The organism is Paraburkholderia sp. GAS33 (assembly GCF_050436645.1).
GTDB lineage: Bacteria > Pseudomonadota > Gammaproteobacteria > Burkholderiales > Burkholderiaceae > Paraburkholderia > Paraburkholderia phenazinium_B.
The window spans coordinates 105,299-130,414 of record NZ_JBNDMP010000013.1 but is presented as its reverse complement, the minus strand read 5'-3'; the positions used below and the strand labels follow the sequence as shown (position 1 = coordinate 130,414).

Sequence of the window (25,116 nt, the reverse complement as noted above, 5' to 3'; positions counted from 1 at the left end):
GCGCCATGACGACGACTTCAACTCGCGCTTCGAGCGTCCGACTGTTCCTGTTCGCGTTACCGGTTCTGGCGTTGATCTGGATCGTGGCGCTGAAAGTGCTTAGTATGGGCGGTTATTCGCCCTTTGGAGACGCCTCGATGGTCCGACGCCTGCTGCTGTTGATCCTGCCACCATTGCTGCTGGCAGGAGGCGCGTACGCGGGGTATAGCGCGTGGGCGCGTGCCGATGCACGACCGCAGCCCGATTCATCTACCAGGCAAAGCGCAGCTATAGGTGAGGAATCTGCGGTGGCCGCAACACCGCGTGATCCACGTTTCACGCTCGAGATACGCCGCTTCGGCGTGACCGTCGACAGATTCCGTCAAAGTGCGATGCTCTTGCGTCTCGACGAGGCCGGTCCCAAGGGCACTCTGCTTTTACAGAATCCGAAGGAATATCCGTGGGCATCGTCTGATCGTGATTCAGCAGAGTCTCAACGCGAAAATAACGTATTCGGTTATACGTTGCGTCGTTGGGTAGACTTCTGGCCGATTCCAGTAATCGTGGCGGGACCGCCCCGAGACGTCAATAACCCCAGTGCTAGCCGAATGGCCGCGCAGATCTCAGAGGCCGACAACGGCGCAGGCATTACGAATCCGCTGTACATCCGGCTCGACGAGGTTCATACCGAACACGGCGACGATGTGGTCGCTAGGTTGTTCGAATTTTTCGATAGACATCCAGACCTGCCCGCCGCAGTCGTGCTGGTTGAGGACGGCCTCAATACGCGCACTTACATGCGTACCCCTGGGGAAAATTATCTGGAACAATCGAACGTAGATGGTTACTTCGTGCCGAAGCGACCGGACAGTTTCGTGGCTCTGCTGGTGACTCGTAAGGACAGGGTCGACCGCATCATACGGCCGTATGTTGTCGACGTACCCGAAGCGATCGACAAGACCAAAACACAGTACGACGTGATCAAACTGTGGAATTACTTTTGGGCACAGCAGGATGCGTATCCGAACCCGTCGCGCGGCGTTTCGGAAATGTCTTGGGACTACTGGCAAAGTAAGCTGGCAGAATTCTGGAAGACAACACCACTGAAGGCACCAACAGGATTCAAGCCAGATCCGTGGGTGCCGGTGCCCTGGACAACCTGGCAGTTGAAGGAATACGACGATTCGCCCGTGCTTGCCTACCTGCATCGTCCGGTGCGGGTCGATCTGGGCGATGGTCACGGCGAGCCACTTAAAAAAGGTGAACGTCTCGACAAGCTTCGCGAGGGATGGCAGCAGGCGCTGGGCACGCTCTCGGCAGGTGATCAGCCTAACCGGATGTTCTTCGACACCGGTGCATCAACCAACAATCTCCCCCTTCTCGTGCAGGCGTTGCATGACAATGCGCAGCATATCGACCTGGATGATCCTAAAGATGCTTTCGATATGCAGCGTCGCATTGGCGGTGATACTGGCACTAGTTCGACGTGGGTTCAAATGGCGCTCGCTCTGATGATGGGATACGGTGACGGCAAGACGAGTGCGCTTATCAATCTGCGAGATCCGCTGCATGCAACGATCGTGATGGTGACGCCGCCCGACGCAGCATCACGCGGGTCGCATCCGCAGAAATTTAGCTGGGATTTCTAGGGCTCTTGGAGGCATCTTCAGGACAACAATGAACGAAGTTGATTTGCAGGCGTGGATTTCGCTGGCGTGGGTTCTTGCATCCCCTCTTGTTATCAATAAGCTTGTCAAGGCCGGGCGGTCGAACCGGGTATCGGTCGCAGTATTGACCATAGTCGGTGCCGTCTATTTGGCGACGGTGATCTACGCGGTGGATCTCTTGTATGAGGCGTTCGCTGGGGATATGAGCGATGCATCAAATAAAGCGTTCTTATTCCTCGCGGCGATTTCACCCGTGTGGATTCTGATATCGCCCTTCGTTATCTACGGGCTTTTCAAGATCAAGCGGCCGGAATGGGCATGGGTCGCCGTGTTGACGATAGTCGGTGCAGTCGCGATAGACTGCACCCTAATGTCTGCGATATTTCATGGGCTCGCTGAGACGCAGATTTTCAGAAACTAGCGGCAATCTCCCAGCCTTGAAATAGTTGGGCTATGACAGGTAAGCGCTATGAGTGAGAAGAAATACATCGTTGAAGGCGACACCCACAGCCACGGCGGCCGTGTACTGTCGGGTGCACCGAACTCCCGCATCAAGGGCCGGGCAATCGCGCGCCAAAACGATCCGGCCATCTGCGAGATCCACGGTCAGACGCATATTGCGAAAGTGTCGGGCAACGCGAGTTTTGCGGGGCAGCAAGCCGCGTGTGATGGTGATCAACTCGGCTGCGGAGCGAGGTTGATCGCCAGCCAGTCCAGCACCGGGGGGTAATCGGCGAACATGGCGGAGCCGTTGAGCAACAGGTCAAGCGAACGTGAGCGGCAGGCAGTGCTGGGTACCCCAGTAAGCGTCCCGGTCTGGTTCAAGCCTGCTTTCGCTCACGTTACTCTGGACGCATATCGGGAGCTCGAGCAAATCTGGAGAGACGAGTTTGCGTTGCGCGAGATGGTTGAGATGCTGTGGGCATCGCAACCCGAACATCTGGCGACGGTTGCATGCCCATATTGCGATAACCGGAGGCTCGTGAGAGTGTTGAAACCGGAGCAGGCGTTCTATCATTGCGACGCCTGCGATTCGAATTTCTCCCGATCGAAGAACACTCCGTTTTATCGCGTTCAGCGCCAAAGCTATCCACGCATCTACGCGACGGCCGTGTTGCTGTGGGCACCATGGACGCCAACTGAAGCATGGGCGATATCGGGAGCCAGTGACGCAGGCCTGTTCAGACGATATCGTGGCCGACTCGAGCCGCTGTTTCTCGAAGTGCTGGATCAGTGTCGTGCAGCCGGAACGCTACCCGTATCACGGCCCCGGTTTCGATTGGGATTTTCTCCAGCCGATCAGGGCCTCCAGTGCCTGCGCTGTAGCTCACGTGACTTGAGGTATTTCCACCGCACCGATGCCGACAACCCTGGCGTTCAGTGCCCTGTCTGTGGGTACCAGACCTATCTGCTCGCGAGCCGCAGGCATCGGTTGCCAGTGCCGCCGGACGTTGCTTGCCCGCGCTGCAACGGGCAGAACATCTCGAAGATCAACGAGGCAAGAATTCAAAGCATCTTATACAGGTGCCGGGACTGCAGGCGGCAGTGGTATCCAGATGCGAGGAAGCATAATGTACGGTAGCGGGCCCAGTTCTTTGACTGAAGACAATCGAACTTGCGCTAACTGCCGCCCTTTTTTCCGAAAAGTGGTCGAAGCGAGTCCCAGAGCACGCCTTCAATCAGTTCGACATCCTCCGCAATCGTTTCTTGCAGTTCGTAGTATTCGACCACAAAGCCTGCTTTCAACGGACGAGCCCATGCTGCCAGATAGAGACCCCAGGTAGCCTTTCCGTTGCCCTTGCCGAGATGGGACCGAAACCTATCGTGCATGCTCTCGGATGTTCCAACGTAGAGCGAACTTGAATCCGGATGTTCATGGTTGTCGCGGCTCATATTCCAGGTACCGGTCATGCGGACGCTTCGAAAGGCGCTTCTCGCCCGTGCAACGGTGCCTGCTTCCTCGGTATCGAGAGACATACGGTAAAGATAGAAGCCCCCTGACTTTTTACGTGGGAACCGCTCGTGAAGCTCGGCCAGGGTATCGGCGTCCGAGAGATCTGCTGACAAGAATTTGATCTGTTTGGGTCCGACGTCTGAACTATCCAGGACGCGTGCTGCACGTTCGGTTCGAGACTTGAAAATATGTTGCAGGCTCATAGGCGAGTTGTCCCTGAGGCACGTAGAACTTCGCGGGGCGGGAGCGTGCATTCCACGTAAGTTGCGACAAAAAAAGCCGACCCATAAGGTCGGCTAATGATTCTGGCTATTCCGAGGGCCATGCCAGAACCTGACACAGCTCTACTATACCTTTCGTATCGCTGATCGTACGACAAGTGAGGAGGGGCTGGTCAGCTGGTTGGGATTTACCCGGGCCGTTTGCCCTGTCTGCACCATTCCTGCCACTCATTGAACTGGTCATCTGAGACAGCGTCGCTAAGCCCATTTGCATCGCGTCCCTTCTGATAGTCGGCAACCCAGCTATTGACGCAGGCGTTGCTGTCGCCTGCCGCGCTGTTCGTCAAATCCGGGGACGTTGACGTTGTGGGCGCTGGTTTATCAGCAGCGACAGCTTGCATTACACCGTCGCCCGTAGCGGGAATGTTCACCACCCGCCCATTGGCACCGGGATCGTTGAGCGCGGCGCTGCTCACCTGCTGTGCGATTTGCCCGCACTGAGCTTCCTGCTGCTGCGTGACGCCCTCAGTCGACGGACGACCCGCACCCACGCCATTCATTTCAGCACTTTTGATGCAATGGTCATAGGCGTCCCGCGCCTGCTGATCTGCAATCGTATGAGCCTCTTCAGGCGTATATACCCGCTCGCCTGCCGCGAAGTGCTGCGACGACTCCAGGTCTCCCGCGGCGTTGTATGTTGCAGTCAGGCCGTCCTGCTTGCCGTCCTTCCATTCCGAGTGGCTTCGGGTCTTGCCGGTCTCAGGATAGTAGAGCTCTTCGGTGCCTTCCTTCTTGCCATCGACGTAGGTCAGCTTGTGAATGAGCGTGCCATCGGCGGACCATTCCATGAACGCACCATCGAGCCTTCCAGCGTCGTTCCGATGCGCCTCCAGAATCTTTTTTCCCGAGGCGTCGTTGTAACCGTTCTCGGTGCCGGTCATGGCGCCATGTGTCCATGGAACCTCGAGGACCAGATTGCCGGAGAAAGGGCTGTAGACCTTCTGCGTTCCGTCAGGACTGCCCGATGTGAAAGCGGCATCTGATACCGTCTTCTTGCCATCCTCACCGTAGAAGCGCAGCGCGCCGTCCAGTGCGCCTTTGCTGAACGTCATCTCAAGCCGGACAGTATCGGATTGCGGCGTCATACAGACCGATTTTCCGTCCAGCAGCCCATCGTCGATCTGGACATCGCAAACGAGACCGAGCGGTATGCCGATGTAGGTGAGCGAGACATTACGGGCGTCGATGTAGGGTGCCGCAGCGTTGATCGTATTTGAAACCTGCACAAATCCTCGCTGGGCGCCAACGATAGAGGTCAATGGCGCATTGGTCAGCTTCCCGGAGAATGAATTGTCGCTCCCCTGCGAATAAACCTTGCCGTTGACAACTTCCGCGTTGCGAAAGTCCAGCGTACGGCTTCCGCAGGCGCTCAGGCCGAATGCGGCGGCGCACGTCGCGCCAGCCAGAAGAAGGGTTCGCCTCAAGGGCATTGCGTATTGATAGATATCCATGTTGATGCTCGGTTAAACCGCATTGTTGAACTGGAATGGCGATGGGGAACCGGCACTACGCTATGCACACTGGCTAGTCGTCGCGAGGTTACCGCCATCCGATCATCCGTATAACGGCATTTAAAAAAGAGTCTTAAATACCGTGGTCGTAAACAACCCAGTTCTTTTGCTGAAGATCTGCGTTAGCAGCATTGCCGGTGCAAAAAGACAGTCTGCTTCTGGTCCTCGGTACGCAAACCAGTGCGCATAAATAGGGTCGTAAATACCGTGGTCGAAAAAACCCTCGGGCACGACCATATGTGGCATGAAACGCGTCTCGGGCAAGCAGGACAAAAACCGATATCTCGTCCGGCTGGGCGAGGCGGTCCGCGCGCGGCGCAAGGCTTTGGAGCTTTCCCAGGAAGCACTCGCAGACTATGCAGAGATCGACCGCTCGCATATGGGTAAGATCGAACGGGGCCAGCGTAACGTCACCTTCCTCAATATCGTCCGCATTGCAGAGGCGATTGACTGCAAGCCGTCGGATCTGCTGGTCGACGCCGGGCTCTAGCCGAATCGTTCGTCTGCTTGGCTTTGATGTGGCGACGCGCTGCCAATGTGCTTGAATCGCTAGCGGCCCGCGGGACAAAAGCTGCAATGCATCAGTGCCGACGAAGCTCAATGCTGTTGCACCCCGTGAGGCCGAATGTCGTGAAGCAGGCAATGCCTGCCAGCAGAAGGCAATTTCTGAACGTTTTCATTTTCTCGTTGGCCAAAGGTGGAGTGGGCGAGGCGTATGCGTTCCGCGCGCGCACGAATGAAAAGCCGGCTGACGTGAAAGCCCACCGACCTTTCAAGTCACGTTAGTCACCGGGATTCGCGCCGCACGATGGCGGCACGTACAGCGCAACGCGGGTTGTTTCCTGCTTACCGCCCAGCTTTCATCTGGCGCGCGGATGTCTGCTGGACGGCGGCCGCCGACGGCTGGGCGGTGATTTGCGGGCCGGTGGCCAGCAGCGCTGTCGCAATCTGGCTGGCGATCGGTCCGGTGAACTGCGGCGTGATCGCCACCGTTCCGGCCGGAATCAGGAAGCCGGACTTCAGCCGCCCGTTCTGAAGCGCGATGACGAACTTCGCGCCGTCGCGGATGGCTTCTGTCACGTTGTCCTGTGCGTAGATCGCCTGGCTGAACGTGGCCGGCAAACTGAGGACCAGCACGTTCGGGTTGCGCGGATAGGTCGTCCAGGTACCGGTGACATTCACGCTGGTCGTGGCTGGTGCCGCACCGGCGGCAACGGTGGGTGGGTAGGTGACATAAACCGGTAGGCCTGTGATCTGGAACTGTCCATTGGCTGAGAGCACCAGCGTGCAGCCTGGGCCACCGGTCGTCGGGTTGTTGCTCACGGTCAGCGGCATGCCGATCACCTGCTGCACGGACGTATAGGTCTGGCCGACCGTGCCCAGGTTGTTGGGGTCCGGAATCGCCACGCCGTTGAGCGTGATGCCTTCGCCGAAGTCGGCCGTGGTGTCGCTGCCGTAGATGCTCGTCTGGACCGTATCGGCGTCGACCGGCAGGATCACCTGATCGTCCGAGTACGAAGCATTACCAAGATATTCAGTCGTGCCCGAAGCGAACACCCCCTGCATCAGCGCAGCGGCCGGGTTCTGGCCGGCGAAGCTGTAATAGAACGGTACGGCGCTCACCAGCGGCTGGCCGCTCACATCGGTCTGACGGTATTGCAGCGTATAGCCGATGCCCGTGTTCGGATCGGTGCCAGCAAGGCTGCTGCCAGTCGAACTGAGACTGATCGCGGGATACAGCTGGGCATTGGAAAGGAAGCCGGTCCAGGTGCCGTCCGCCTTCATCTCGTACACACCCGTGGCGCCGTCGAGCAGGCTGACGCCGAGCCCGGTGTCCCGGTCTTCATCCCAGACGCCCACTGGCGAGACCGGTGCCCAGCTTCCATTCGGGTAGCCGAACTGCTGTTGCCCAATAGTGAGCGTGGAGCCGGAGAGCGTGTAGGCATCCCGCAGCGCGATATTGACCGTGGGACTCGTCGAGGTCTGGCCCGTCGTGAAAGCGGAAACATTCACCAGAAAGTCATCAGTCACATACAGCGGGCTGGCCAGTGCCGTGGAGGCGTCTACCGGCGTGGCCAGCGCATTTGCCTGCACCAGAACAGCCGCCGGTGTCACCGCTGCCGGGCTGCCGGTTGCAACGATCGCATTCAGGACGTTGCGAGCCATGGTCGGCGCCAGCTTACCGCTGGCGGCGTAACCCACTATGGTACTGACCACCTGGGAGGCAAGCGACGCGGTCTTGCTGTCGGCATTGGCGACATAGTCGGCGCCGGGATCGACGCTGCTGCCGATGACACCCTGCACAGCGGTGGTGGCCTGCTGGAAGCTCAGCCCTGCCTGCATCTGCGCGGCCACCATCGAGGTAAGCGGGGTGACGTTCTGGGTCGTGCCGCCTTGCAGCACCGCCGAGAGCGTGAAGCTGCTTGCGAAGGCGGTATTACCGTTCGTTGTGTCGGTCGTCGTCGGGGTAACCAGGACATCCAGTGTCTTGCCCGTGACGCTGCCGGTAACCTGCAGCGAGTAGTTGCCGCTGGCGTCAGTGGTCGCGGTCGGCTGCGAGGTGTCGCACGCGCCCGAGCCGTTGTCGAGACAGACGGTCGCGCCAGCCAGATAGCCGTCGATCGCTTTGCCGCTGATCTGCGTCGTTGCCCCAGGCGTCGGGCTGCTGGCTGGTCCGGAAGATCCCCCACCGCCGCCCCCGCAGGCGGCAAGCACGACGGATACCGACGCGCACAGTGTCAGTTTCACAAGTCCTGCATTCGCATAAGTCTTCAATTTCTTACCCTCTCTATGGTTTGTCAGTGGTTGTACGACTGGGGCGTCCGACACCCTTGCGGCCGGTCAGGGACCGGGTTATCTGGCTGCTTTACTAAATGGCGGATAGGTCGGCCATATACGTCGGGCCATCGTGCTCACGGGTCGGTGGGAGCAGACTGAAAACCGGCGGACAAAATAGATAACGGCAAACATCCTGAAAAGTTGAATATCAACCCAAAAGGCCCTTCAGATAGATGAGGTGATCGCCAACCATTCGGGTGGACAGGAGGGGGGATGGCGAATACCGACATGGACCGGTTGACCGGGATGGTGGGACGGGCGATTGCGAGAAACCGCGTCGCGGCAGGTCTCACCCAGGAGCAGGTCGCAGAACAGCTGGGAATAGGAAACGAGGCGGTCTCGAGGATCGAGCGGGGACTTGTCATGCCGAACGTGGCGCGGCTCATGGAGCTGGCCGATATCTTTGACTGCGATATTGCCGATCTGCTGACGGAGGTCAGCAGCCGCTCAAGCGATCAGGCGAAACACCTGGTGCGGTTACTATCGGGGGTGGCCAGTAGAGACCGGGAGATGATCGTGGAGATCGTGGAGCGGCTGACGGCGAGGTTTGCGCGACGCTGACGTCGTCGTCACGCTAACAGCCGCGGCAGGCCAATAGCTGGGCGCACTGCTGGGCGGCCTGGTTAGCCAGATAACTGTAGTCCCGTGCCCGGTGCGCGGGCTAGCGGCGCGAACGTAGCGGAGACGAATTGGGCACCGACATTAGCCTGGCTGCCCAGACGCAGTGGGTAGGGGAAGTGAAAGATGAGTTGCGCAAGTTGAACGACCTTCCTGCCTCAATCCCTGACGGCATAGATGTGAAGGTTACTACTGCCAGGGTCAACGCGCAGGTTGGTGGCATTACTGAGTGCAGCGGGGCGAACCAGGTGTGGAAAGTCAGCGTCGGCGCCAAAACCGACGCCCTCACCTGATCCTTTCGACTGGCCAGGGCCTTCAGTGCACCGGCGCGTATCCGATAACGTCGACTCCCGCAGATGCCATCCATTCGTCGCGATCCGCAAAGCCGGATGCTTTTGCCATGTGGTCAGCGAGGTCCTCCGGCGTCGGCGCGACGGTTGCCGAGTAGTAGCCGAGCGGTTCATCAATCTTCGGCGTCAAGATGGCATAGATCATTTCAACCTCCAGTGTCTATCCATCTTATCGGCACGGATTCACCAACGCTGAAGAGGGAAAATCGCGTCAGGAGAGTGCTCCGAACTTCCGGCAAAGCGCGTCCCATGCCTCCACCCTGGCCCGTTCGGCCAGCAGGTTGCGAGGTGCGCGCGATTCAATCATCACGGGTCGGGCGAACGAAGGCTCGTCCGCGTCTGTTGGACTCCTTGACCGCCAACTGGTACTCCTGCGTCATTACCTCCCGGATTTCCGCGAGGAGGGACGCATCTTTCTTCGCGCCAACAGACACTAGCGTCTCTAGCGCGTTGAGCCGGGCTTTCATCAATTCCGTTTCGTGATCCACGAGAGACTCCTTGTGCGACCGGAGGGGAAATGGCCGCTGAGTTCAATGTAGCTGGACAGACAAAGACAATCCACTGAGGGATAGCCGGCTCACGCAGACGCACGACCGAAGAAAGGCCCACAGATAACAGCGGGCGACGTAGAAAGGTGGTGGGTTTTCGAACAGGAAAAGAAAGGTGCTGGCAGACTCAGACCCGCCAGAAGCCGCCCTCGCCTTTGTCGTCAAGGGGCCATTCGAACGGCTGCCTGACTCAAAGAACGGCCCGTCGAACTCGGAGCTCTTTTGGTTCATTCCGGCTGACACAGCTATGCAGCAGAGTACCCGTCAATGCTGGCCGGCGTTCAACAGCATCCAGATCTGACGCGTTGGCGGCCCAACAAGAATCCGCGCAAACACCGCTTGGCAGCAAACGCAGGTGTAGTGCTCTTCCGCTCTGGCATCTTTCACCGCGCCGGCGCCGTTGAGGGTGAGGTCCTGATGTGGAGGTTCGGCCGCCGACTCTCCATAGAGGTCAGCACACCGCGCGCAAGGTTGAATCCAGAGGTCCATTCGTCACGAGTCGAAAGTTGAGGGTGCTCAGGCAGCAAGACGATGCTCGTAGTATGGCCGGTCGCGGTCGTCAAGAATCGCACGCGACGACGCCAGGTCTTTCGGATTCGGGTTGAGCCACGCATCGATGTTTTCATGCTTGATCGGAATGATGCAGCGGTCATGCCCTACTGCAGCAATTTCTGGTGGTGGGTCGTCTGTGATCGCCGCGAATGACAACAGGTCCGGCTGGCCTGGCGATGTCCACTTTGACCAAAGGCAGGCGACCAGCATTTCATGCGCCGGATTAGGCTTGAACTCCAGGACGACGTTTTCGTCTTTCTCGCCCTCCGCAAGCTCGCGACCGTCCATTTTTGCCTTGCTTACGTTCTCGTAGAAAACGCTGGCTACGAGGATTCCGTGCGAGTGCCCAAAAAGTGGTTTCCAGAAACCTTCGAGGTTATCGATGCGTGCGTTGTAGGTACCAGGGTATTTCACATCGAACGATGCGGGTGTGCCAGCGACACGGCACTGATAGCGCATCGGTTTAATGACGCGTTGGCCATTCTCCATAACCATGACTAGCGCATAGTGCCCTGGGAAAATGCGAGAATCTCGCGCTTTGGGTTCGGTCCGCTGGATATCGTCCAGCTTGCCTCTGGTCCACGCGATTTTGTCGGTGGCTATTCGCATGCTTTCAGTTGCTGCCTTCGTGACCTTCGTCTGAAGTGCGCGTTCTGCATCGACGAGTCGTGCACGTTGCTTGAACAGGTCCTGCTCCAGCTTCGTCACCTGGTCTGCGTTGAATTTGTCGATGAGAGCCTTAATCTCGAATTCGTCAGCCGACTGAGGCTCCGAAAACGCATCTTCCATCGCTTTCGGAATCTTGGCTTTGCTGCCTTCCGCCCGCTCAAAGAAGAGCCGTGCGAATTCCTTGAGGCTCATCGTCGCGCCAAACATCCGTACGAACCTGCGATAGTCAGCCAGAATCTGTGCCGAATAACACATGTGGCCCTCCCGTTTTCGTCCCATGATAATCCACCCTCGTGGGCAGTCGGCCCAATAAGCCCTGCTGCGGTAGCACATTGAGTGTGAGCCGACGAACGTGGATGGTTTCGTATGTTGCGGTGAACCGGTTGAAGCGAAGACACGAGCCAGATGTCAGTCGCCGGTCCAGGAGTACGTCATCAATGGAAATTACGGCTCACTGACGGCAGCTCGCCAAGGAGGTACGACATGTCGATAAGGTGTTGCGCGACAAGGTGCCGTACTTCGCCTTCGCACTGCCATAGACCCAGCACTCCGAGCAACGATGCGCCTAGCACCTCCTTGCGCTGCCGCTCCAGCACCTTGGGCCAGATAATGACGTTGACGTTGCCGGTCTCGTCCTCGAGGGTGATAAAGATGACACCTTTCGCCGTCTCTGGCCGCTGTCGCACGGTAACGATGCCGCATCCGCGCGCGAGCCGGCCGTTCCGGTAGGTATGGAGGGTGGACGCCGGCATCAACCGGTTTTCGAGCAACTGGGGCCGCAGAAGCGCGAGAGGATGTCGTCCGAGCGTAAGACCCATCGACTGATAGTCACCGACAATATCGTCGGCTTCTGACGGCGCGCCGAGTTCCGGCGTTTCGTCCTCGACCTTTGCTACCGCCAGCATGTCCTTGTCCGGCACTGCGGCGACCGACTGCCACAGTGCCTCGCGCCGGTTGCCAGCAAGCGACGATAGTGCGTTCGCCGCGGCGAGCACCTGCAGGTCATGACGGTCCAGTTGGGCACGCCGGGCAAGGTCAGATACGGTCGTGAACTGACGTATCGCGCGTGAATTCTCGATACGCTCTGCGGCACCGTCACGCATCCCTTTGAGCAGGGACAGGCCCAGTCGGACCGCTGGGCGCGTGGCACCGGCTATCGGCTCAAGGGAAGAGTCCCAGCCACTTATGGTGACATCGACGGGGAATACCTGAACACCATGCCGCGTCGCATCCTGAACGAGTTGCGACGGCGAATAAAACCCCATTGGCTGGCTGTTCAGCATCGCCGCAAGAAAGGCTTCCGGCTCGTGGCGTTTCAGCCAGCTGCTCGCGTACACCAGCAGTGCAAAGCTGGCCGCGTGACTCTCCGGAAACCCGTACTCGCCGAAGCCGAGAATCTGCTGGAAGATGCCGTCCGCGAAGGCCTTGTCATACCCGCGCTCGGTCATCCCATTGACGATTCGGTCGTAGTATCTGTCAAGACCACCCTTGCGTTTCCAGGCCGCCATCGCACGCCGCAACTGGTCCGCTTCGCCCGCAGTGAAGCCCGCGGCCAGCATCGCCACCTGCATCACCTGTTCCTGGAAAATCGGCACACCGAGCGTGCGGCCAAGTGCCGTTTCAAGTGCCTTGCTGGGGTAGCTCACAGGTTCGAATCCCTGGCGACGCTGAAGATACGGGTGAACGGCGCCACCCTGGATGGGACCCGGGCGGACAATCGCCACCTCAATGACGAGGTCATAAAACGTACGGGGCTGGAGTCTCGGCAGCATGCTCATCTGCGCCCGCGATTCAATCTGGAAAACGCCCACGGTGTCGGCGCGCGAAATCATCTCGTACGTTTCCGGGTCTTCAGCCGGTATGTCCTGCATCTCGAATTGTTCACCCCGCTGGTCCGATACGAGGTCGAGCGCTCGGCGGATTGCCGAGAGCATGCCGAGCGCAAGCACGTCGATTTTCAGCAACCCCAGCGACTCGAGGTCATCCTTGTCCCACTGAATCACACTCCGGTCGACCATCGCAGCATTTTCAACGGGCACCAGGCGCGTGAGCTTTCCACGGCTGATAACAAAGCCACCAGAGTGTTGGGACAGATGGCGAGGGAAACCGAGCAGTTGCGACGCAAGCGATGCCCACAGCTGAATCAGTGGCGTCTCCGGGTTCAGACCGGACTCGGAAAAGCGGTTGAGGAGGTCCTCCTTGCCATCAAACCATTGATGGCTCCTGGCCACGGCATCGACAATCTGCGGGTCGACGCCCAGCGCCTTGCCGGTTTCGCGAAGGGCACCACGCGGACGATAAGTCGACACGGCTGCCGCTATCGCGGCGCGGTCACGGCCGTATTTCCTGTAGATGTATTGAATCACCTCTTCCCGTCGCTGGTGTTCAAAGTCGACATCGATGTCGGGCGGTTCGCCCCGCTCCTTCGATATAAAACGCTCGAAGAGCATGTTGCCTCGCGCCGGGTCGACTTCTGTCACGCCCAGGCAGTAACAGACCGCCGAGTTCGCGGCCGAGCCCCGGCCCTGACACAGGATGTGCTGGCTACGGGCGAAGCGGACGATGTCATAGACCGTCAGGAAGTACGGCTCGTATTCGAGCTCCCTGATGAGTTCGAGCTCGTGTTCAATCTGTTCCAGCACGTCGTATGGGATGCCGGATGGAAACCGGCGGCGGGCCCCAATGTAGGTCTCCTGCCGCAGGTAGGCGGTCGGCGTGATGCCCTTGGGCACGAGTTCGTCCGGGTACTCATAGCGCAGCTCGTCGAGTGAGAACGTGCAACGCGACAGGATGTTCGTCGTCTCTGCGAGCGCGTATTCCGGATACAGGTTCGCGAGACGCAGGCGGGGACGCAGGTGCTGCTCCGCGTTGGGAGAGAGGTCGTAGCCACATTCCTGCACCGGCCTGCCCACACGGATGGCGGTCATCGTGTCCTGTAACGGTTTGCGCGAGCGCACGTGCATCACCACCTGGCCGAGGGCGACGACCGGAATGCCACGGCAGTCGGCGATGTATTCGACCGCTCCCCGGTGAATATCGTCCATCGCGCGTTGATGCAGCACAAGGCCGCACCATGCGCGACCGGGAAATGTCTGTTCGAGCCACTCGAGCTGGACGTCGAGCACGTCCTCCTTCGCCGGGAAATGCGGTATCAGTATCGCGAGACAGTCCGGCACACCGCGAAGGTGGCTGCTCTCCGGGTCTGGACGCGACAGGTCATGAGGTGTGAGCCGGTACGTGCCTTTCGGTCCGCGCGTGCGGGCAAGCGTAATGAGTTCGGAAAGGTTTCCGTATCCCTCACGGTTCTGGGCGAGGAGGATGAGACCGAACGCCGGCGAGCCGTCGGCATTGACGAGCCGGAAGTACGAGCCGACGACGAAGGGAAGGTTCGCCTCCTTCGCCGCTACATGCGCCCGCACGATTCCCGCAAGCGAGCACTCGTCAGTTATCGCCAGACCCGAGTAGCCCAGTTGCGCTGCACGCTGGGCCAGCTCCTCCGCATGCGAAGCACCATGCAGGAATGAGAAATTGGAGAGGCAAAACAGCTCGGCATACGCCGGCAGAGCGGTGAAGGTTGCGTCCATGGCGTGTCATCCCGACAGGCCATGAAGGAACCCGCTCCATTTCTCTTCCCCCCGTACACCGCTGCCATCTGCCAGTTCACACGAGCGTATCGGTCGCGATATCGCGAGAGGCAACGTCGGCAAGTGAACGGCGAGGAAGGCGCGCATGTGAGGAAAACAGAACTGGACTGGGTTGAAGGGAAATCGATAGAGGCGCTGCGCTGGTCGGCCCTCGTCGTTTCACAATATCGACGCTCAGGCCGTCGGCTGATGGTCTCAATGTCAATCGCAGGAGCGCTGGCGACGAATCCTGCGCGGTGGCGAGCGGCCTGACCATCACGAAAAGCGTTTCAGACGACTGCGCGGCCAAGTGCAGTCGTCGGAGCGACGACGCTTTCGCGTACTCCGTCCAGAAAACCATCGCGGCGCAACTGCCTGCGCGGAGAATCTGCTCAACCGACCACAACGCGTCTCCCGTCTTCGCCGCATCCACGCGAAACACCCGCTCGACAGGAAGGCCGATGTGGCGCAGCCCCAGTCCGTTGAGGGCATGGGGTGGCTGCACAAATGCGACCGGACGGATACCGGCCTTGCAGAGCCCTGGCTGCAGCAACCGCAATTCACCCGTACCGGCTTGCTGGACCAGCAGGTCGACCAGCGCCCCTACGGGCCATCCGCCGCCAGGCAGCTCCGCCGACAGCGCGGGATACCCGGTTTCCAGAAACCGCCCACGCCCGCGCGCGAGCTGGGACGCTCGCCACAGGGACGGGTGAATCTCCTCGGCGGGAACGGTAGCGGTGGACATGGGGAGGTAAAAAACCTGTATATTTATACAGTATCGTACACGCAATCTTGCGGCAGCGAACTGGCACTTTTAATCGAGGTCTGACTCATGGATGCACGCGTTCGGCAGGCCGGCCATCCGATGCCCGAGCTGGCCGCCTTCGTGGCAAAACTACGCTCAGCCTTCGGCGACGAGGCCATTGACGACGCGGTGAGGCGTGGGAAAAACGGTGAGCCTGTCTTTTTCGCATGCGAAAATGGCCACGCCGTTGGGACAGCAATGTCCGCGAGCGACAAAGCCTGGCAGGTCGATGACGCTGTTCGCGACCGACATTACTGTCATGGTTGCGACGGCGAATGCGTCGGTCTAGGCGTCCGGTGCAGTGACTGGTTAAAGCGAGGCAACAGGGAGAAGGAACGGTGAGATTTTCTGGATGTGTTTTGTTGCTGCTCGGCTTCACGTCCTCTGCATTTGCAACTCAGGAGTACAAGGAAATCTGGAATCCGCCGGAAGCAAGGGGCGCTTCGCTTGAGCACCCGGCGACCGCGCACAGGTCCGCGAAGCATTCAGGTGGCGTACGACACATCGCGAAGGCGCGGGCTCACCGGGCGCCGGCGCCAAAGCTCGCAATGAAGCCCGGCAGCGCGCCTCACTTCTCTGACATTCCGCGCCAGATAACGCCCGAGGGAAATGTGCTTCGGGTTGATTCCCGCAACACGGCTGCTGAGGTCACGCGCTGATGGAGCCAGAGAGGTACAACGGCTATAAGGTCTGGGGACATGCCATCCTGCAGCAGGAAGACATCCTGATGCAGGAACGCTATGCCGCAAGCGGGACCATCTTTCAGAATGGCAAGCTTGTTGAGGCATCCGGCGTGCTGGGTCACTTCGATACAGCGGACGATGCGCAGCAGGCCGGACTCGCCTGGGCGCGTGCATGGATAGACATTCACGGTTAGCATCGTGCTTTCCTCACACGGAACTTTTCCTCAGAAGTTGCGCAAATGCCCTCTGCTCAATCTGCCGCGTTCCAGCATGACCAGCCGCAAATTGCAAATGACCTCTACAGTCGAAAGCCGTTTGCAGAGCAGCTCGCTCGCTTATTGGTGCTACCGCCAAAGAGCCCCGGAGTGGTCATAGGTATCGAAGGGGCATGGGGCTCGGGCAAGACAACCGTGGTGCGCTATATCGTCGAGTCGCTTAAGTCATCGACTGACGACGTTCCAATCGTTGTCGAGTTCAACCCATGGATGCTCGCTGGAGCGGATGCTCTGGTCGAAGCCCTGCTGACCGAACTCGCCTCCGGCATTGGAATGGACGCAGGCAAAAAGCGTGCGAAAAAATCGTTGGAGGCGGCAGGAAAAATACTGGGATACGCTGGATTACTACGTCACCTGAAATATCTCAAGTATGTGCCCGGTGTAAGTCTCGTTGGAGTCGCTGCAGATACGGTTGGCAACGCGCTTCACGACGCCAGCAAACTGGCGACCAAGGCCGGTGAGGCGGTGGACAACGCCAAGAAGGTGGTTGAAGAAGCTGAAAAGCTCGTATCCATCAAAGCAGGACTAAGTGAGCGAAAGAAAGAGGTCATCAAAGCACTCGCCAAGCTTGACCGCAGCATTGTCGTCATCGTCGACGACCTTGACCGCTTGACACCCGATGAAATCAAGGCAGTGTTCCGAACAATCAAGGCTGTGGCGGACTTCCCACGCGTCTCCTATTTGCTCGCGTATGACCGAAACGTGGTTAGCGAAAGTCTTGGCGGTGGACCCGCTGCAGGGGGAAACGCCTACATCGAAAAAATTGTGCAGGTTGCGTACCCCATCTCACCGGCTTTTCCTTGGCAGTTGCAATCTCACATTTCCGGTGAGATTTCCAACCTGCTCGAGTCTATTCATCGCAAACTCGAACCCTTCGAATCCGAGGTTCTCGGGAAAGCAACGACGCTGACTTGCACCCTCTGCCGATATCCACGGGATATCGTGAGACTCATGAATCGTCTTATGCTCAGCTTGGCTAGCACAATCCACGAAGTCAACGCATCAGACGTCATCGTGGCCGAAGCGCTGTTTCAAAGGTTTCCAAAAATCCGCGATGCGGTGGTCCAGAACCCCGAGCAGTTTACGGGGTTCTTCTGGTCGGTGGCAGAAGAGGCCAGCTCTGCTGATTGGTCAATGTATTTTTCGGGCACGAAAGAAGAGAGGCGAACAGCGTGGCAGGCGCATTTGCCGGAAAACCAACCGGACAAAGCGGCGGCTGCAGCTGCACTCAAGTTCCTGTTCCCAATTACAAACGGCTCTGGCTCGAATTCCCCGCCCCGCAGCCACCTTCGGTTATCCGAGTTGTCACGGCTTATTCGATTCTTCACTTTGACCTCGGTTACCGGGGTCCAAGAAGTCGCGGATGTCCACAAAATGCTAGCGGAACCAAGCCAGCTTGGGAACATGCTGAATGACCTCGACTACGCAGGGGCTACCGAGATGGTCAATCATATGACCGCATATATCGACACTGCGAAATCCATCGATTGCACAGGGGTCGTTCGAGAGCTCATTCGGTCATGCACAAAAGAAGAATTTCACGCATCGTCTCCGCGCGAATATAGTCGGTCCGTTGCCGTACTGGCTGCGAACTGCATTCAACGGACCGGTGCTCAGACATCCTCTATCACTGTCGAATTTCTCGACGGAATTCCTCTTACCTACGGTTTGGACTTTCTGGTGACCATAGGCACGTGCCACGGGGAAATTCGACTACTTGACCAGTACAAGATTGCGAATGCCCCCATTTATATTGATAACGCGCAAATCGTGTCAACCTGCATCGACTCTTGGCGCAGGCGGGCGGAGACAGCAGTTGTGTCTGGCAGCGTAATTGGAAGGGACGACCTGTTCGCCATTCTCTATGGTCTGTCTCATATCGGCCGCAACGCCCGCAACATTGATGCAATCAATGCATTCCGAGCGTTATGTCTCCAGGTGGCAAGCGGGCTAAAGCACTTTTTAGATAGGGCACGCCCTCTTAAGGAGCTTCAGCCTCAAGCGTTCTTCCTCTATGTCTGGGACGCGAATGCAATGGCGACCCTCGTTGAACAGTCGCCCTTCGCCGACGAATTCGCGTGGTATACCGAGCGTCTTCGTACAGACCCAGAGGTGCACAAATTTATCCCAGACAGGTGCAATGCCTAATATCAAAGCCTACAAGCAACATCGTCCTTTCACGAAGCAAGAACCTAAGGGTTGGTCTCCACGAGAAATTGAGGGGGAACATCGGTCAGCATCGTCGGCCGCCGCTCATCATCCTGAGGAAATTCCACGGTGAGAAGACCGGTGGCCTTCGAGGATGGCGCAACCTCGCCGACCCTACCTAGGTACAAGGTCGCAGACCGGTTGTCCAGTTCACCGAGCCGCTCGTCGCTGCGTCGCACCCGGGTCCCTTTCCTGATTTCTCACATTTTGCCGCCGTCTGGTTCGGAAAAGGTGGGACGCTCAAGAACAACATAGGTTCGACCGAACGATAGATTCCAGCTGGTTGGGCCAGATTGAACGCGAGTGGTCACAACTTCACCAGTCGCCCTCCGGTCCGACATGCAACCGCCGCCAACATCGATACTAGCGACATGTGCTCATCGCGAACGAAGGCGCGAAAAGCAAGTCTGAACGAACCACACGCACCGGCGCGCCTGTTACTTTGGCTTTGCCTGCATCGACGCGTAAATCTCCTTAAGGTCCGTATTGATGACCAGGGCTGAATCGACCTGCGGCTCGACTACAAGCGAATCGGCCACAACGACCCGATTTAGCCGAATTTGCGGATTGTAAAGTTCAATTGAATATCCGTTGCCTTTCCCCTTGGAGCTGACTGTGTTCACGAGTGTCTTTAGCGCCTGGTCTTTGCGTTGTGGCAGGTTGATTGAGCTGGCAATGGCCTCTTGCACCTTCGACCGTATCAGGTCCTGAAATACGAAGGTCCCTGCCGTCCAGAAGTCGTTGTCGAGTTGCCGCGAGAAAGTCACGTTCTCGAGTGTCAGCGCGTTGCCGTCCGCTGATACCACTGGCCGCCCGGTGAGATACACCCATCCAGTCGTATTGAACAGCCTGCCAGGAAATTTTGTCTTAATTTTAAGTCCCACCGCCAAGGACTCGCCAGACGGGTAAATCTCACCGTCGAGAACGGCCACGTCGACATCGTGTCCGGCAATAGCCAGCCCGAAGGTCTTCCCGACAGCGTAGTTTTTTAACGCGGCAGCGAGCTCCGGGTAGCCGAGGAAGACGGGAAGTACGACGCTGAGGGAGCTCGTTGGTAACTTCACGTCGTGAAGCAGCGGCGCTTGTACGGCGATGGTAGGCACGTCGGGAACTGACGCCAACGGAACGACGTTCGGAGCAGAAGCTGGGTAGCTTGCTTCAGGGCTTGTCGTTGCGAGCGTCTGGGCCTTCGCATAAGCGGCAAGGGTGACGTTGTTACCGATGACATGCGTTCCATCCACGCCCAGAAGCGTTGGAACCATGACCACTGTCATCTTGGGCTGCTGCGGAGCTATCTGGAGAGTAAACGTGTATGCCTTCCAGTGCTCAGCGACCATTTTTTGGAACTTGTCGCACGATAACGCCTGCTGAACCTTCTCACGCGCGTCGTCAAAAACCTGCTTGATTCCCTTGTTGCCCGCGTCGTCCACATCAACCCACACGCCCCCAGCCAGTTCAAGCCTCGGATGGCTCGTCCAGTTGTAGTCCGTTTCGATATCGACAGCAGGACACCCCTTGTCGTCCAGCTTCATGCTCCCCGTCAAACGGAGCGCGGTGGTCGCTACGATATGCTTGTCCTTCACGGCGTGTTTGCCTAGGTCGCCTCTCGCTGTTAGATGTCCGTCGAGTGAAACAGTTAGTTGGGCAAGCACGGCATCGGTCCTGTTCGGTGCAGGCGATATGGCGATGGTGCCACGGGTTACCGTGTAATCGTAGTGGACGTCGCCACACCATGCTCCACCAGTTCCTTTGTGCCAGATTCTAAACAGGGTGAAATTTTTGCACCCGTGGCCGTTCCCATTTCCCGAGAACGTTGTCGGTGCAGCGGAGTTGACAACTGCGCTCAGGTCGGCAAGCGGCATCTCAGCCTTGATAAAAACCCAACTGTCGGCCGTGCTGCCCTGATAAGGCTGCGACGATTCGGGCGGCTTCTCAGAAAGTGCGGATTCGCCATACCCACGTTGCGCTAGGGAAAGCAACAGCCCGGCCGTCAACGCAAAGGCAACATAGCGGGCACGTCGGGGATTACGCGTCTGGTTCATTGCAGCTCCGGAGTCGAAACCTGCGGTCGGTGTGTTGCCCGGAGTTGGCGAGCGAACTATGCAGCGCAACGATCTCTCAGGGGCGCAGGAATTATAATCGGGGCCTGGATTAAGGCCATCCCCCATTTGAGGAATGTCAGCCTGTTCGCAAATAGCAAATATTTCGGATAACTCAGCCATTCATAAATAGGCTCCCGGGCAAGCGGGAGTCTGTGAAATATTCGAACCGAAAATACGCAGCCTGTATCGGGTCTTCGACGTGTCCGACAGTAAAGCCCAGATTCGTCAGAATGCGTCGCAAGTTCCCGATGTCCGACCAGTCGTCGGCGCTTTGTAGCCGCCAGCTTCCGCACTGATGTCGAGGTGGTAACTGTCCGACGCGGTTTTCGTACCTTCGTGAAAATTCGGCGCCGATGATGGCGCGTTTAAGGAGAGGTATCGTGGATGCCGGGAACTCGAATGGGTCGCGCGACCCAGAATCGGGGCTTGCCGAAGGCGCCGTCAATAACATCAGCGACTCGACAAGGCGAAATCCTCGCATGCAACCGGAACCATTCTCTTCGCCAGTGATCACAGCGACTCGACTGTCGAAGAATCACGAAAGTGAGTGCGCGCTTTAGCAACAACGCTGCAAGCTCCGAACAGAGCCGTCGCTGGAGGACAGATTGGCTCTATAAGCGGGGGATGCAACAGCTTCCGACATGTCCTTGTCGGTGCACGAGACGGCCAGTCGCAACAATTTGCCCGACTACTGCGCCGAGGACCGTCACGAGTACCCGCGCTACCACAACTTTCGTCGCCCGGCTCGTGTCGGAGCGAAGAGTTGGTCCCTTGGACCAGACCGCCTGAGCGATGACCGCGACAGCGGCCAGCTTTAATCATGCAGCAGTGCGCCAGCGCAGCTCCTCCGGCAGTTTGCAGTAACTCACAGCTTCAATACAAGATACTGAGTATTTGTACAGCATTCCTGTCCCGACGAAGTCCGTCAATACTCCACTCTCGAGTGTCGCAATCCCCTCACCCCACGACCGACACCGTCGCGCTCCGCATGTCTCGGCTAATGACTGGCCTCCCGAGACGGCCAGCCACGGCTTTCCGCCTCAACCTCGCTTAGCGAATTCAACTGCCAAACGGCGGAACGATGGTATGTCGAACGAGAACTCGATGTTACCCTCGGCCAACTCACCCGTCCGAATCAAGGGGCACCGTGCAGCAGCTTCCAACAGATTTAGTGGGATGGACTCCATGTCGGCAGATTTATCCGGAAAGCCAACCCACTCTCTGACAGTCCCTCTCCGGATGAGCCGCCCGAGAGCAGTCACCCGCAGCGTTGCTGCTTGTGCTGTGTGAGCTGGGTTCGTTGTCTGTTTAAACACCTTGGCTGACGCCAGGGTTGCTGTTTCCCATCCCTGCTTTTCACCTTCGCGACATCTCTGGGTAATCTCCGTTTGAAGGGCTATCAAGTCGTTTGCTGTAATTTCCACGGAATTTAAGCTTGAAAGATTTGCGTCCTTCATTTCGGTCCAGGCCTGAGTGGCGGCTGGGTCTGCGTCGGCACGGTCCTTACCTTTAGGTAGAGCGTCGAAAAACTTCATGTCCCAGAGCGAAAGCTCACCCACTAGCGCAAGTCGTTCACGGGTAATCGGCAGGTCCCGAACAAATCTCCTCTCAACCTTTACCGTAAACTGCAGGCCGCCGGCCTTCGCTTGTGAGTAGACTTCCTTTAAGACAACAGAGTTATCTGCACGTCGGTCCAGCCGCTGGAGCCTTTCGATTAGCCGCTGCGCGAGCGGAGAGAGCCTTGCGGTTTCCGATACGACGAGACGTAAGTGTTCGAAACTTCGCATCCATTCGTCCATCTGTTTGCCATCGACGAACTGGCTAATGGGTCGGCGAGAGTCAAAGTAAAGGTCGTTAGCCGAAGGCAGGCCGAGACCTTCTGTCAATTTAAAGAGCGTCTCACGCGACAACTGCAGTCTGGCCAGAGCTGACGACCACGAAGCTGCGTCCATTTGAACCATCCCAGCCACCTGTTCGGTTGAGATGTTGCGTGCAGCAAGCAGTTCGTTCAGGCGACCTACGTTAATAGCGTCGACCCCGAAGCCACCTTGAAACTGCTCTTTATGTTTTTCATCTATGAAGGCTGCAAGTTCGGTCCGGTTGACCCGGTGGAACGTAGCCAGCCTTTGCCCCATGCGCTCGGCGAGTTTGTCGTCGATAGGTATTGGTTTGCCATCGCCCGAGACGCTACATACCTGATAGCGCACGCTTTCACCCGAACGCCGCATCATTGACGACATTACCTGACGCTCGTAACCTTCATCGCGCTCATAAATCGCCAGAATGCTTGACTCAGCGCCCGTCATTAGCTGGACGCCATCCTTAATGAGGCAGAGCCTGGCGGAGTTCGTACCCGGAACTTGCGCGGCGCCATCGAGCCAGCCACCGAACTGCCCCTCTATAAGTCGTCTAACGCGCTCTATTGCCCTCAGGGTACTTTGTTCATCTATCTTTGACGGAGAGTCGTCAGGCTCTTTACGGGCAAGAATATATCGCGCTCCAACCAGCGGCTTTCCTACGAATATGAATTCGACATAGTCATCAGCGCGATTCACATAACCGTATGGCCTTTCTCCGGCCCTGGAGAGGATTCCCGCGAGTTGCAAGCATAGGTCGGCAGTTGCGTCCTGGATTTTGCTGTGACGCTTTACCCGAGGCGTAAAGGCCGGTGTGTCGAACATGTAATGGGCCGTCAGCCATACGGGTCTCGGTCTCGAAACGTGTCCTTGAAAGCCATCCATCAATGCGACAGCCTTCAGGCAGGACGAGTATTTGATTCGGATACCGTAACCAGCTAACGCGACTTGCAAAAAGCGCGGCGGCGGCTCGTCAGTCGAACGCATTGCTGCGCTGATTTCAAGAGCAATGGGAAGGGGAAGGATGTGCTGTGCTTGAGCAAGGAACGACACAAGAGAAGAAGCTTGCGCTTCCACGGGCAATCGGCCAAGGGAGGACATACCAGTCTCCAGTCGACAGAGCCATTTCGACGGTGTGCTTTGCCGGGCTCGTTGACGGAAACTCGGTTTTGAGGAGCTGCGGAATCTGCCTTTGCCGTACCCCCGTGATGGGAGCGCACACGCTGACGGGCGGCAACTAGCCCACGCCGTAAAGATAGGAAGAGACAGCAGCCGTGTCAAGCTCGGAAGAAAAAGTGAAGAGTGGCTCTATTGGCGCATATTAAATATGTGCGTGTGCGTACCCATGACTGGCATGGCGATGCGAGATGCATTAAGTCGCGATTAAGAGCGCCGTTCCGATATGAATCAGCGATTTTTTCGGCCGAACAGGAGGAGCATAATCTCACGTGGGTGCTCTTTCGCGAGGGATATCGATGATGCTGGCCACTCAGACGGATGGTTCAAGCCCGATACGGGCAGTCTACTCGACCATCGGGGGCGACGAGATTCGCAGAGTGCTTGAGCAGACTTTCGAAATCGGGCCAATCGATGATTGCACGTTGTTGCAGTCGGGTTTTAACGACATCTACGAGGTCGCTCTGGCTGACAGGCGACGCTGCATCGCGCGCCTGAGCTCTCGGCTAGAAAGAGGTGCGCCGAACGTCGACTACGAGACTGCGCTACTTCAACACCTGAAACGCGCTGGAGCAGCGGTCGCGGCGCCTTGGGTAGCAAATGGCGGCGCGCTCAGCGTCGAGGTTGCCGCGCCTGAAGGACCACGTTCGCTTGTGGTCTTTGATTTTCTCGTAGGTAAGCCGCCTGGCGATGACCTTACAGACATCGCAGTGATGGGGGCGGAGCTTGCACGCATTCATGTCCTTTCGAGAGACTACGAGGGGCCGCCGAGCAACTACCAACTCGACTTCGACCATCTTCTGCGCCGTCCCCTCGCGCGTCTGTTAGCTATCAAAGACATCGACGAAGAGGTTCGCGGGGTGCTGAACTCGATTGCGCTTAGCCTTGAAGAGCGCATTGCTACGCTCAACGACCTGCAACCCGTCGCATGCCACGGCGATTGCCATGGCTGGAACACCCACATGAACGATGGGCCCGAGGGAGCGCGAGTTGCGTCATTTTTTGACTTCGACGATGGTGGCCCCGGATATCTGGCCTATGACCTGGCTGTTTATCTCTGGAACAACTTGCTAGGCTGGCAGCTTGAACGACCGGACGAAAAGGTTGAGACCAAGTGGAGACATTTCGTGACCGGCTATCGCACCGTTGCGCCGATACCCCCGGCTGATTTCGAAGCAATCATGGCGTTCGTTTCAATCCGTCATTTCTGGCTGATGGGCGAGTACGCCAGCCGTCTCCACCGGATGGGTCTTGGCGTGTTTCGCGGACCATGGTTCCGCAAGAACTTTGAGCTAGTCAACCAGTGGCACTCACTTGCTACTCCAAATGTGTGAACGCCCAAGGCCGTGTCATGCAATTGCAATGGCTATTCGGCGCTGGGCGCGACGCAGGGCGCACACGCCTGGATTTACACACTTTCA

At 58.0% G+C, this 25,116-nt stretch carries 19 protein-coding genes; 9 read left to right on the top strand and 10 right to left on the bottom strand.

Annotated elements, in window-relative coordinates:
• Nucleotides 1-65 precede the first annotated feature (65 nt).
• Genes P3T24_RS31275 through P3T24_RS31265 form a run of 3 tightly spaced genes read left to right on the top strand, consistent with a single transcriptional unit; the run spans nt 66 to nt 2,376 of the window.
• Nucleotides 66-1,628 carry a type VI lipase adapter Tla3 domain-containing protein gene (locus P3T24_RS31275; protein ID WP_429440715.1) on the top strand — a complete coding sequence of 521 codons (1,563 nt, stop codon included), beginning with the start codon at nt 66-68 and terminating at the stop codon, nt 1,626-1,628.
• Nucleotides 1,629-1,656: 28 nt separating this feature from the next.
• A complete protein-coding gene (locus P3T24_RS31270; RefSeq protein WP_429440577.1) occupies nt 1,657-2,067 on the top strand; it encodes a hypothetical protein in 411 nt (136 codons plus the stop codon).
• 48 nt (nt 2,068-2,115) lie between these two features.
• A complete protein-coding gene (locus P3T24_RS31265) occupies nt 2,116-2,376 on the top strand; it encodes a PAAR domain-containing protein (protein WP_429440575.1) in 261 nt (86 codons plus the stop codon).
• 890 nt (nt 2,377-3,266) lie between these two features.
• Here the strand turns inward: P3T24_RS31265 and P3T24_RS31260 are convergent.
• On the bottom strand, nt 3,267-3,803 hold the full coding sequence (locus P3T24_RS31260; protein ID WP_429440573.1) for a hypothetical protein: 537 nt from the start codon (nt 3,801-3,803) through the stop codon (nt 3,267-3,269).
• Nucleotides 3,804-4,009: 206 nt separating this feature from the next.
• Nucleotides 4,010-5,332, bottom strand: a complete 1,323-nt coding sequence (locus P3T24_RS31255) for a hypothetical protein (RefSeq protein ID WP_429440571.1) — start codon at nt 5,330-5,332, stop codon at nt 4,010-4,012.
• 304 nt (nt 5,333-5,636) lie between these two features.
• Here P3T24_RS31255 and P3T24_RS31250 point away from each other — a divergent pair, with 304 nt between their 5' ends.
• A complete protein-coding gene (locus P3T24_RS31250; protein ID WP_429440569.1) occupies nt 5,637-5,882 on the top strand; it encodes a helix-turn-helix domain-containing protein in 246 nt (81 codons plus the stop codon).
• Between the two features lie 356 nt (nt 5,883-6,238).
• Here P3T24_RS31250 and P3T24_RS31245 read toward each other — a convergent pair whose 3' ends face one another.
• On the bottom strand, nt 6,239-8,140 hold the full coding sequence (locus tag P3T24_RS31245) for a hypothetical protein (protein WP_429440567.1): 1,902 nt from the start codon (nt 8,138-8,140) through the stop codon (nt 6,239-6,241).
• Between the two features lie 303 nt (nt 8,141-8,443).
• On the opposite strand from P3T24_RS31245, the gene P3T24_RS31240 reads away from it, so the two are divergent.
• Nucleotides 8,444-8,791, top strand: coding sequence for a helix-turn-helix domain-containing protein (locus tag P3T24_RS31240; RefSeq protein WP_429440565.1), 348 nt, complete (start codon nt 8,444-8,446; stop codon nt 8,789-8,791).
• 128 nt (nt 8,792-8,919) lie between these two features.
• A complete protein-coding gene (locus P3T24_RS31235; protein WP_429440563.1) occupies nt 8,920-9,141 on the top strand; it encodes a hypothetical protein in 222 nt (73 codons plus the stop codon).
• 22 nt (nt 9,142-9,163) lie between these two features.
• Here the strand turns inward: P3T24_RS31235 and P3T24_RS31230 are convergent, their stop codons facing one another.
• The 5 genes from P3T24_RS31230 to imuA all read right to left on the bottom strand — a co-directional run bounded on the left by P3T24_RS31230 (nt 9,164) and on the right by imuA (nt 15,335).
• Nucleotides 9,164-9,343: a beta-lactoglobulin I gene (locus tag P3T24_RS31230; protein ID WP_429287634.1), complete on the bottom strand. Its 180-nt coding sequence runs from the start codon at nt 9,341-9,343 to the stop codon at nt 9,164-9,166.
• Nucleotides 9,344-9,497: 154 nt separating this feature from the next.
• Nucleotides 9,498-9,686 (bottom strand): hypothetical protein, encoded by a 189-nt coding sequence (locus P3T24_RS31225; protein WP_429287633.1) that lies wholly within the window; start codon nt 9,684-9,686, stop codon nt 9,498-9,500.
• A 576-nt stretch (nt 9,687-10,262) separates the two neighbouring features.
• Nucleotides 10,263-11,222: an SOS response-associated peptidase family protein gene (locus tag P3T24_RS31220; RefSeq protein WP_429440561.1), complete on the bottom strand. Its 960-nt coding sequence runs from the start codon at nt 11,220-11,222 to the stop codon at nt 10,263-10,265.
• Between the two features lie 179 nt (nt 11,223-11,401).
• Nucleotides 11,402-14,551 (bottom strand): error-prone DNA polymerase, encoded by a 3,150-nt coding sequence (locus P3T24_RS31215; protein ID WP_429287631.1) that lies wholly within the window; start codon nt 14,549-14,551, stop codon nt 11,402-11,404.
• Between the two features lie 76 nt (nt 14,552-14,627).
• Nucleotides 14,628-15,335, bottom strand: a complete 708-nt coding sequence (gene imuA / locus P3T24_RS31210) for a translesion DNA synthesis-associated protein ImuA (RefSeq protein ID WP_429287630.1) — start codon at nt 15,333-15,335, stop codon at nt 14,628-14,630.
• A 718-nt stretch (nt 15,336-16,053) separates the two neighbouring features.
• On the opposite strand from imuA, the gene P3T24_RS31205 reads away from it, so the two are divergent.
• Both P3T24_RS31205 and P3T24_RS31200 read left to right on the top strand, forming a co-directional pair.
• A complete protein-coding gene (locus P3T24_RS31205; protein WP_429440559.1) occupies nt 16,054-16,272 on the top strand; it encodes a hypothetical protein in 219 nt (72 codons plus the stop codon).
• 45 nt (nt 16,273-16,317) lie between these two features.
• Complete coding sequence (locus P3T24_RS31200) at nt 16,318-18,501, top strand: KAP family P-loop NTPase fold protein (RefSeq protein WP_429440557.1); 2,184 nt, start codon at nt 16,318-16,320, stop codon at nt 18,499-18,501.
• 497 nt (nt 18,502-18,998) lie between these two features.
• Here P3T24_RS31200 and P3T24_RS31195 read toward each other — a convergent pair whose 3' ends face one another.
• Together P3T24_RS31195 and P3T24_RS31190 are read right to left on the bottom strand one after the other, a co-directional pair.
• Nucleotides 18,999-20,603, bottom strand: a complete 1,605-nt coding sequence (locus tag P3T24_RS31195) for a DUF4403 family protein (RefSeq protein WP_429287628.1) — start codon at nt 20,601-20,603, stop codon at nt 18,999-19,001.
• 1,100 nt (nt 20,604-21,703) lie between these two features.
• Complete coding sequence (locus P3T24_RS31190) at nt 21,704-23,620, bottom strand: hypothetical protein (protein ID WP_429440555.1); 1,917 nt, start codon at nt 23,618-23,620, stop codon at nt 21,704-21,706.
• Between the two features lie 374 nt (nt 23,621-23,994).
• Here P3T24_RS31190 and P3T24_RS31185 point away from each other — a divergent pair, with 374 nt between their 5' ends.
• Nucleotides 23,995-25,029 (top strand): phosphotransferase enzyme family protein, encoded by a 1,035-nt coding sequence (locus tag P3T24_RS31185; protein ID WP_429440553.1) that lies wholly within the window; start codon nt 23,995-23,997, stop codon nt 25,027-25,029.
• Nucleotides 25,030-25,116 lie beyond the last annotated feature (87 nt).